The organism is Pseudomonas sp. Sample_10 (assembly GCF_004321495.1).
Taxonomy (GTDB): Bacteria; Pseudomonadota; Gammaproteobacteria; order Pseudomonadales; family Pseudomonadaceae; genus Aquipseudomonas.
On record NZ_RCOE01000019.1, the window covers coordinates 1 to 10,108 of the forward strand.

Here is a 10,108-nt window from a genome sequence, read left to right on the forward strand (position 1 = left end):
GGAACTATCCAAATAACCACCTGATCGTCAGCTATCCGATCAGCCTGCTCTAAACCTCACCACCGATCGTTCCCATGCTCTGCGTGGGAATGCAGCCCGAGACGCTCCGCGTCCCGTCCAAAGCCGAACGCGGAGCGTCCGTTGAGGCGTTCCCACGCAGAGCGTGGGAACGATCATTCGCCCGGATCACTCCCGCGATTCAACCCCCAACTCATCCCACACCGACTCGGCCAGGTGGAACGTTGCGTTGGCCGCCGGTATCCCGCAGTAAATCGCGCTCTGCATGATCACTTCCTTGATCTCGCCACGGCTCACACCATTGTTGGCGGCGGCACGCAGGTGCAGTTTGAGTTCACCTTCGCGGTTCATGCCGATCAACATGGCAATGGTGATCAGGCTGCGGGTGTGGCGCGGCAGACCCGGGCGGGTCCAGATGTCGCCCCAGGCGTGGCGGGTGATCATTTCCTGGAATTCCGAGTTGAACTCGGTCAGGGTTGTCAGGCTGCGGTCGACATGGGCGTCGCCCAGTACCGCGCGACGCACCTTCATTCCTTCGTCGTAACGCTGCTTCTCGTCCACAACAATCCCCTCAATGAGCCGACAAAAACGCCAGGACCCGCTCGCTGAACGCAGCGCCGGCCTGGACGTTGGACAAGTGCGCGGCGTAGAACTCGGCGTATTCGGCGCCCGGCACATGCTCCTGAATGAAATGCCCGCCAGACGGTGGCGTCACTGCATCCTGAGCGCCAGCAATCACCAGCAGCGGCGCCTTGATCGACGACAACTGATCACGGAAATCGGCATCACGCACCGCTGCGCAATTGGCCGCGTAACCTTCAGGCGAAGTCGCCGCGAGCATGTCGGTAATCTGCTTGGCCGCTGCCGGGTTGGCTTCGGAGAAGTCCGGGGTGAACCAGCGTGCAATCGAGGCGTCACGCAGCGCAACCATGGCGGCCTGACCATCGCGCAGGACCATGTCGATGCGTGGATTCCAGATCGAAGGATCGCCGATTTTCGCCGCCGTATTGCACACGATCAGTTTGTTCAAGCGCTCGCCGGCATTGATGCCCAGCCATTGACCGATCAACCCGCCCATGGACAGACCACAGAAATGCGCACGCTCAATGTGCAAGGCATCGAGCAGCGACAACACGTCACGACCCAGTTGCTCGATGCTGTACGGTCCCGGCGTTACCAGCGATTTGCCGTGGCCTCGGGTATCGAAACGCAGCACGCGAAAATGCTCGGTGAACGCCGGGATTTGCACGTCCCACATGTGCAGGTCAGTGCCCAGAGAGTTGGATAGCACCAGCACCGGTGCATCGACCGGTCCATCGAGTTGGTAATGTAGTTCGCCATCGGCGAGTTGAACGAAAGCCACAGCAGTCTCCTTCAGGCAGTCAATGCACAATGGTCAGCCACCGCGCGCTCGACCCAGGTTTTCGCCTGGCCGAGGTAGTGAGCGGGGTCCAGCAGATGATCGAGTTCGGCGGCCGTCAGTTCGGCGGTCACCTGCGGTTCGTCGCCAAGCACCGCACGCAGGTGGCGCTGTTCGGCCACGGCGCGTTTACAGCATTGTTCCAGCAGATGGTGCGCGGCATCGCGGCCGACCCGTTGCGCCAGGACGATGCTCACCGCTTCGGCAAGCACCAGGCCTTGGGTGAGGTCGAGGTTGCGAGCCATGCGCTCGGCGTCCACCTCCAGCCCTTGAGCGATCAACAACGCTTGTTGCAGGCTGCCGGACACCAGGCAGCAGATTTCCGGCAGGGTTTCCCACTCGGCATGCCACAAGCCGAGGCTGCGTTCATGTTCTTGTGGCATGGCGCTGAACAGCGTCGACAGCAGACCCGGAACACGCGTCGCCGCGCCGATCAGTACCGCTGCGCCTACCGGATTGCGCTTGTGCGGCATGGTCGAGGAACCGCCCTTGCCCGGCGCCGATGGCTCGAACACTTCAGCGGCTTCGGTTTGCATCAACAGGCTGATGTCGCGACCGAGTTTACCCAGGCTGCCGGCGATCAGACCCAGCACCGCGCCGAACTCCACCACGCGATCTCGCTGGGTGTGCCACGGCTGGTCAGGCAAGCTCAGTTGCAGCTCTTCGGCCAACGCTTGAGCAATCGGCAGCGCTTGCTCGCCGAGGGCCGCGAGGGTGCCGGAAGCGCCGCCGAACTGCAGCACCAGCAAACGCGGCTTGAGTTCGGCCAAACGTTGACGACTGCGGGTCACCGCCCCCAGCCAACCGGCGATTTTCATGCCGAGGGTGACGGGTGTGGCGTGCTGCAACCAGGTGCGTCCGGCCAATGGCGTGGCTGCATGACGCTGGGCCTGGCTCGCGAGGATTTGCCCCAATTGCGCCAGATCGCTTTCGATCAGTTCCAACGCCCGGCGCAGTTGCAACACCAGGCCGCTGTCCATCACGTCCTGACTGGTCGCACCCAGGTGCACGTAACGTTCAGCCTCGGCATTCTGCGCAGCGATCTGCTTGCCTAACGCCTTGACCAACGGAATCGCCGAGTTGCCGGCGACGGCAATCGCCTCGCCGAGGGCAGCGAAATCGTAATGCCCGGCCTGGCACGCCGCACTGATCGGCGCCACTGCAGACTGCGGGATCAGCCCGACCCGCGCTTCGGCCCGGGCCAATGCCGCTTCGAAATCGAGCATCGCCTGCACCCGCCCCTGATCGCAGAACACCTCACGCATATCGCGGGCAGTGAAGTAGGCATCGAACAACTGATTGCCCGGTCGCTGGTTCATAAACAGTCCCTGGAGGCGCGGGCCTTTGTGGCCCGCGCGTGAAGATCAAAGGTCGTGATGCAGATACTTCGCCTGTTTCGGCAGACGCAGGCTGAACAGGAAGGCAATCGCCATCATCACCGTTACGTACCAGTAGAAGGCGTTTTCCATGCCGACGTTCTTGAGGCTCAAGGCCACAAATTCCGCCGAACCGCCGAAGATCGCATTGGCCACTGCATATGCCAGGCCGACACCCAGTGCGCGCACTTCCGGCGGGAACATCTCGGCTTTCACCAGACCACTGATCGAGGTGTAAAAACTGACGATCGACAGTGCCAGGGTAATCAGCACAAAAGCCAGGAACGGGCTGCTGACGCTTTTCAGGCTCAGCAGGATCGGCACAGTGCACAAGGTACCCAGGGCACCGAACCAGAGCATCGAGTTACGTCGACCGATCTTGTCGGCGAGCATGCCGAACACAGGCTGCATGCACATGTACAGGAACAGCGCGCCGGTCATGATGTAGCTGGCGGTCTTGGCGTGCATGCCGGCGGTGTTCACCAGGTATTTCTGCATGTACGTGGTGAACGTGTAGAAAATCAGCGAGCCACCGGCGGTGTAGCCCAGCACGGTAATAAACGCCGCCTTATGGTCGCGGAACAGCGCCCTGATGCTGCCGGCGTCCTTGTTCTCGCGCATTTCCTTGCTGGTGGTTTCTTTCAGCGAGCGACGCAGGAACAGCGAAATCAACGCCGCCACCGCACCGACCACGAACGGAATCCGCCAGCCGTAGGCGCGCAGGTCTTCTTCAGTAAGAAACTGTTGCAGGATCACCACCAGCGACACCGCCAGCAACTGCCCACCGATCAGGGTCACGTACTGGAACGACGCAAAGAAACCGCGCTGGCCCTTGAGCGCCACTTCGCTCATGTAGGTCGCGGTGGTGCCGTACTCCCCGCCTACTGACAAACCTTGCAGCAAGCGCGCGAACAGCAACAGGATCGGCGCCCAGACACCTATGTCTTTATAGGTCGGCAGGCAAGCGATGAGCAGCGAGCCGAAGCACATCATCAGAATCGAGATCAGCATCGAGTTCTTGCGCCCGTGCTTGTCCGCGACACGGCCGAAGATCCAGCCGCCAATCGGCCGCATCAGGAACCCGGCAGCGAACACGCCCGCGGTGTTTACCAACTGCACCGTGGGGTTGTCGGACGGAAAGAACGCGGGGGCGAAATAAATCGCACAGAACGCGTAGACGTAGAAGTCGAACCATTCGACGAGGTTGCCGGACGAAGCGCCGACAATGGCGAAGATCCGCTTGCTGCGTTCTTCACCCGTATAAAGAGCTGTAGGAGCCGTGGGAGTCGTCATCGTTTTTCACTCAATAGGGACAGTAGAGTCTAGACACACTTTGCAACAGTCCCGTTCCGCAGAAGCATTACCTGAGGCCAAAACACGCACTTGTGGTGAGGGAGCTTGCTCCCTCACCACAAGTTTTGAGTCCATTCAATAATCGAAGAACACCGTCTCGGCATCGGTGCCCTGCAGAATCACATTCCACTGATACACGCCCGATGCATCCTTCTTCGCCAGCAACGTGCTGCGGCGCTCGGCCGGCACGCACTCCAGCAACGGATCGTCGACGTTGGCCGGTTCACCCTCGAAGTAGATCCGCGTCAGCAGGTGCTTGACCAAGCCACGGGCGAACACCAGAACCACAAGGTGCGGCGCCTGGGTCGTGCCCTTGAGGCCTTCGACCGTGCCCGGCTTGATGGTGGTGAAACGAAAACGCCCTTCGGCATCCACCGGCACCCGGCCGAAACCTTCGAAATTCGGGTCCAGGGGTTTGTCCTGGTCATCTTCGGGGTGGTCGTACTTGCCGGCGGCGTTTGCTTGCCAGACTTCCAGCATGGCGTCGTTGACGACATCGCCGTTGCCATCGACCACTTGCCCGGTGATCGCCACGCGCTCGCCCAGGGTTTGTTCGACGGTCAGGTTTTCGCGGTTCAGCCAGGTCAGGCCGATGTGATAGTACGGCCCTACGGTGTGGGACGTGGTCGCAGTCAGCGTCATCTTATTTCTCCATCGGCGTGGCGTCGCGGCCGCGCAAAACGATGTCCCAGCGATAACCGAGGGCATAGGAAGGGATGGTTTTTTCCAGATCGAACGTGGCGATCAAGCGCTCTTTGGCACTGGTATCGGGCACGCAGTTGTAGATCGGGTCATAAGCCAGCAGCGGGTCGCCCGGGAAATACATTTGCGTGACCAGGCGCGTCAGGATGCTCGGCCCGAACAGCGAGAAATGGATGTGCGCCGGGCGCCAGGCGTTGTGATGGTTGCCCCACGGGTACGCGCCGGGCTTGATGGTCTGGAACTGGTACCAGCCATCGGCGTCGGTCACGGTGCGGCCGGTGCCGGTAAAGTTCGGGTCCAGCGGCGCGTCGTGCAGGTCACGGGCGTGGGCGTAACGACCGGCGGCGTTGGCCTGCCAGATCTCCACCAGAATCCCCGGCACCGGCAGACCGTTTTCATCCAGCACGCGGCCATGAATGATGATGCGCTCACCCTGCGGCTGACCTTCGTGCTGAGCGGTCAGGTCATTGTCTTTTTCGTTGACGCGCTCGGCGCCGACGGTCGGCCCGGTGATTTCCGACAGCGAATGGGGCAGAAACACCAACGGCTTCGATGGCGAGCGCAGGTTGGTGGATTGATAGCTCGGGTGCAGGTACTCCGGCTGAGTACCCTCCTGCGGGCGACGATAACCAGGCTTGTCAGTCATTACACTTTCCTCAGTTCTTATTAGTCGACAGGGCGTGTCAGACCCGTTCGATTGCCAAAGCCAGACCCTGGCCGACACCGACGCACATGGTCGCCAGGCCTTTCTTGCCACCGGTCTTTTCCAGCTGATGCAACGCCGTCAGGACCAGACGCGCACCGCTCATGCCCAACGGATGCCCCAGGGCAATGGCGCCACCGTTTGGATTGACCTGCGGCGCGTCGTCGGCAATTCCCAGCTCACGCAACACCGCCAGACCCTGGCTGGCGAAGGCTTCGTTGAGTTCGATCACGTCGAAATCGCTGACCGCCACACCAAGGCGCTCGATCAGTTTACGTACCGCCGGCACCGGGCCAATCCCCATCACACGCGGTGCCACACCGGCGCTAGCCATGCCCAGCACTTTGGCGCGGGCAGTCAGACCGTGTTTTTTCACCGCTTCGGCCGAGGCGAGGATCAGCGCCGCGGCGCCGTCGTTCACGCCCGAGGCGTTGCCGGCTGTGACGGTTTTGTCGGGACCGTTGACCGGTTTGAGTTTGGCCAGGGCTTCCAGGGTGGTGTCGGCGCGAGGATGTTCGTCCTGGCTGACGATGGTTTCACCCTTCTTGTGGGCAATGCGCACTTCGACGATTTCTTCGGCGAAAAAACCTGCGGCCTGGGCGGCAGCGGTGCGTTGCTGGCTGCGCAAGGCGAATGCGTCCTGATCGGCGCGGGACACCTTGTAATCATCAGCAACGTTATCGGCGGTCTGCGGCATCGCGTCCACACCGTACTGGGCTTTCATCAGTGGATTGATGAAACGCCAGCCGATGGTGGTGTCCTCCAGTTTCATGTTGCGCGAAAACCCGGCGTCCGCCTTGCCCATCACGAACGGCGCACGGGACATCGACTCCACGCCACCGGCAATCGCCAGCTCCATTTCACCGCTGGCGATGGCGCGGAACGCCGTGCCGATGGCGTCCATGCCCGAGGCGCACAGGCGATTGAGAGTCACGCCGGGAATGGTCTGCGGCAAACCGGCCAACAGCAGCGCCATGCGCGCCACGTTGCGGTTGTCTTCACCCGCCTGGTTGGCGCAACCGAGGAACACCTCGTCGACGGCATTCCAGTCCACCGATGGATTGCGCTCCATCAAGGCCTTGAGCGGCACGGCGGCCAGGTCGTCGGCGCGAACCGCAGACAAACCACCACCAAAACGGCCGATGGGGGTGCGAATCGCGTCGCAGATGTAAACGTCACGCATCATGCTTCTCCAGGTGCTTCAGATGGGTAAAGCCTTCCGACTTTGAAAAAAGGCGCCGATGCGCAGCGCCGGAGTGGCTGAAGAGTAAGCCCGTGAAAAACGTCAAACAATCCGATAATCGACTGAGTGTTCGCTTATCGAACACATTGTTATCCGGCTATTGGTACCCGAAAGCTTCGCGGGCAAGACTCGCCCCTACAAATCCAGGTGCCTCTGTAGGAGCGAGGCTTGCCCGCGAAGATGCCATCAACCACGATGAAGATTCAGACGCCTGAAATCAGGTTGCATCCGCATGGCTGACCAAACCCTTGATCACCACCGCGGCGGTCGCCAATGCTGCCGGAATCACCAACGCCGTCAGCACCTGCTCGAAGTTCCAGCCCAGGCCCAAGAGCGTGGCGCCCATCCAGGCTCCGAGGATCGCACCGAAACGGCCGATACCCAGCATCCACGAAACACCGGTGGCACGTCCCTGAGTCGGATAGAAGCGCGCGGCCAGCGATGGCATCGCCGATTGCGCGCCGTTGACACACATCCCCGCCACCAGCACCAGGGTCGCCAACAACGTGATGTTGCCCAGGCTCTGCCCTACCGCGTAGGCAAATACCCCGGCCAGCAGGTAGAAAGTACCGATCACCTTGTGCGGATTGAACCGATCCATTGCCCAACCCACACCCACCGCGCTCAATACGCCACCGAACTGGAACAATGCGCCGATGAACGCCGCCTGTTCCATGCTCGCGCCGCTATCGCGCATGAGGGTCGGCAGCCAACTGGTCAATAGGTAAACAATCACCAGCCCCATAAAGTAGGTCAGCCACAGCAACAATGTGCCAACGCTGTAGGTGCCCGAGAAGATCACCGCGAACACGTTGCGCGCCTTCACGGTTTTCTGTTCCGGCACACTGAAGCTGGAGGCTTGGGCCACCACAGTCGGATCAATCGGCGCCAGCGCCTGGCGCACCTTGTCGGTACCGCGATTGCGCACGACCAGGTAGCGTGCCGATTCCGGCAACCAGAACAGCAAAACGACAGCAAGGATCAGTGGCAGAATCCCGCCGATCAGCAGCAGGCTGTGCCACCCGAACGCCGGAATCAACTTGGCGGAAATGAATCCGCCACCGGCCATGCCCAGGTTGAAACCGCAGAACATGCTGGTCACCAACAGGGATTTCTTGCGCTCCGGGGTGTATTCCGACAGCAGCGTCGTGGCGTTGGGCATACCGGCGCCCAGGCCCAAGCCGGTCAGAAAGCGCAACACCAACAGTTGCTCGACGTTGGTGCTGTAAGCCGAGGCCAGGCTGAACGCCCCGAACAACAGCACTGCACCGACCAGTACGACTTTTCGTCCAAAGCGGTCAGCCAGCGGGCCGGAACCCAGTGCGCCAAAGACCATGCCGATGAGCGCGGCACTCATCACCGGGCCGAGACTCGCGCGATCGATTCCCCAATCCTGAGAAAGCGCAGGCGCAATGAACCCCATGGCCGCCGTGTCGAGGCCATCGAGGAAGACAATCAGGAAACACAGAATCACCACTCGCCACTGATAACGCGAAATGGGTTGAGCATTGATGAAGGACTGCACGTCGAGGCAGTTCCCTACAGCAGACTGAGGCTGGTTCATTATTTTTATTCCGTGGATCACAGTCGAACGGGGAGCCAGCCAATGCTGGCGCAGCCGCGACATTAATGATCCGGAGGAAACAGCGTCAATTCACCCGAAGCAACTCTGTGCGATTATCGAACACCTTAGGCAAACAGTTGAGCGCTGAGATCGCGGCTGGCGCTTAACAAACCAGGGAGGAAGCGTTGTTCCAGCTCATTGCGGCTGACCCGACCCGCATGGGTACTGACGTTGAGGGCCGCCACCACTTGACCGGACGCGTCGTACACCGGTACTGCAATCGAGCGCAGCCCCTGCTCCAGTTCCTGATCGACGATGCACCAGCCCTGCTGCCGGACTTCCTTCAAGCATTCGAGCAATGCCTCTGGGGTGTGGATCGTGCGACTGGTCTTGGCCTGCAAATCGGCGTGCTCGAGGTATTCACCCAGGGACGAGTCATCCAGCGCCGCCAGCAGGATCCTGCCCATCGACGTGCAATAGGCCGGCAAGCGCCCCCCCACCGACAGATCGACCGAAATCAGCCGCTGGGTCGTTGCCGAGCGGGCGATGTACAGAATGTCGTCGCCTTCCAGGGTCGCCATGTTGCAGGCTTCGTGCAGTTGCTCGCTCATGCGGTCCAGATACGGCTGGGCCGACACCGCCAGCGGTGTCGAGGATACGTAGGCATGGCCGAGGGTCAGCACTTTGGGCAGCAGGGAATACGTGCGGCCGTCGGTAGTGGCGTAGCCAAGTTTGATCAGGGTGTGCAGGCAACGTCTTACTGCAGCGCGGGGAATTTCCGTGCGGTGACTGATCTGCGCAATGGTCAGGTGCCGTTTGCGCTCCTGAAACGCTTGCACGACAGCCAGCCCCCTCGCCAGCGAGGTCATGAAGTCCGGATCACCTGTGAGTGCCTGGATTCGCTTGGCGGGCGACGCGACGATGGGCGGTGCCACAGAAGCAAAGGAATTGCGCAGTTGATCGTTCATTACAGATTCTCTTCCCACACGGATCAGCGAGTATTACAAGTGGCTATCGGTCCGGCGCACAAGCCGTGCCGGCCCCAGATTGGGCGATTATCGAACCGTTGACCGATAATCGCAATCGCCGTACATCATCCGAGCCAATCAAAGAGCGTGTTTCAAGCATTCACCACGGTGACAATGCAGACTTGCCAAGGTCGATGTAATTGCCAAAAAGTTGTTCGACTTAATGGCGCCAGAAAGCTATCACTGAACAGTGATAGCATTCAGCGCTCTAGTTGGCCGTGAAAGTAACGAGTAACAAAACGATCACACATCGCGACCTACTTTTAACTCTGTAGAGATAGAGTTCTGTGAATCGCTCGCTATAATGCAAATCAGTAGCCAGACGGTTTTCTACTTGCCGACTCCGCTACAAGGTGGCGCGATGTTCCATCGCTGCCGCCCCCGGCAAGCGCCCGACGCTGACTGCATTGCATCGTCAACGCGCTCGCTGAAAACAGGAAGCTGATGCTGCGTCAGCTATTTATCTCTGGTGCCGTGGTCGCCTGCAACATGGACGTATTGATCGCCCTGCCGTAAAACAATGCCCTCACCGGCCTTGTCGATGCGTCGAGAATGATCGATACATTGGATGCAGCGCGTTTCACCAGAATTTATCTCAACTCAATCAGGTAGCACTGTGACGAAAGACGAACTGCGCGCGGAACTTGAGCGCCAGGAACAACGTTACAAGGAAGTTTACGGCGGGGAAGTCACCACCTACG

The 10,108-nt window shown here is 60.4% G+C and carries 9 protein-coding genes; all 9 read right to left on the bottom strand.

Going from position 1 to position 10,108, the window contains the following annotated elements:
• Positions 1-186: 186 nt before the first annotated feature.
• The 9 genes from pcaC to pcaR all read right to left on the bottom strand — a co-directional run bounded on the left by pcaC (position 187) and on the right by pcaR (position 9,347).
• Positions 187-579: a 4-carboxymuconolactone decarboxylase gene (gene pcaC / locus D8U18_RS01595; protein ID WP_007976697.1), complete on the bottom strand. Its 393-nt coding sequence runs from the start codon at positions 577-579 to the stop codon at positions 187-189.
• A 10-nt stretch (positions 580-589) separates the two neighbouring features.
• On the bottom strand, positions 590-1,381 hold the full coding sequence (gene pcaD, locus D8U18_RS01600) for a 3-oxoadipate enol-lactonase (RefSeq protein ID WP_130904355.1): 792 nt from the start codon (positions 1,379-1,381) through the stop codon (positions 590-592).
• Positions 1,382-1,392: 11 nt separating this feature from the next.
• Positions 1,393-2,757 (bottom strand): 3-carboxy-cis,cis-muconate cycloisomerase, encoded by a 1,365-nt coding sequence (locus D8U18_RS01605; protein ID WP_131106868.1) that lies wholly within the window; start codon positions 2,755-2,757, stop codon positions 1,393-1,395.
• Between the two features lie 45 nt (positions 2,758-2,802).
• Positions 2,803-4,107 (bottom strand): MFS family transporter, encoded by a 1,305-nt coding sequence (locus D8U18_RS01610; protein WP_056856098.1) that lies wholly within the window; start codon positions 4,105-4,107, stop codon positions 2,803-2,805.
• Positions 4,108-4,242: 135 nt separating this feature from the next.
• Positions 4,243-4,809 carry a protocatechuate 3,4-dioxygenase subunit alpha gene (gene pcaG / locus D8U18_RS01615; protein ID WP_056856099.1) on the bottom strand — a complete coding sequence of 189 codons (567 nt, stop codon included), beginning with the start codon at positions 4,807-4,809 and terminating at the stop codon, positions 4,243-4,245.
• A gap of 1 nt (position 4,810) precedes the next feature.
• The gene (gene pcaH / locus D8U18_RS01620) at positions 4,811-5,515 is read right to left on the bottom strand and encodes a protocatechuate 3,4-dioxygenase subunit beta (RefSeq protein WP_056856100.1); all 705 of its coding nucleotides are present in this window, start codon (positions 5,513-5,515) and stop codon (positions 4,811-4,813) included.
• A 37-nt stretch (positions 5,516-5,552) separates the two neighbouring features.
• Entirely contained in the window at positions 5,553-6,758 is a 1,206-nt protein-coding gene (pcaF, locus tag D8U18_RS01625; protein ID WP_177336598.1) for a 3-oxoadipyl-CoA thiolase, read from the bottom strand.
• Between the two features lie 274 nt (positions 6,759-7,032).
• On the bottom strand, positions 7,033-8,379 hold the full coding sequence (locus D8U18_RS01630) for an MFS transporter (protein WP_056856102.1): 1,347 nt from the start codon (positions 8,377-8,379) through the stop codon (positions 7,033-7,035).
• Between the two features lie 125 nt (positions 8,380-8,504).
• Positions 8,505-9,347 (bottom strand): pca regulon transcriptional regulator PcaR, encoded by an 843-nt coding sequence (pcaR, locus tag D8U18_RS01635; RefSeq protein ID WP_130904359.1) that lies wholly within the window; start codon positions 9,345-9,347, stop codon positions 8,505-8,507.
• Positions 9,348-10,108 lie beyond the last annotated feature (761 nt).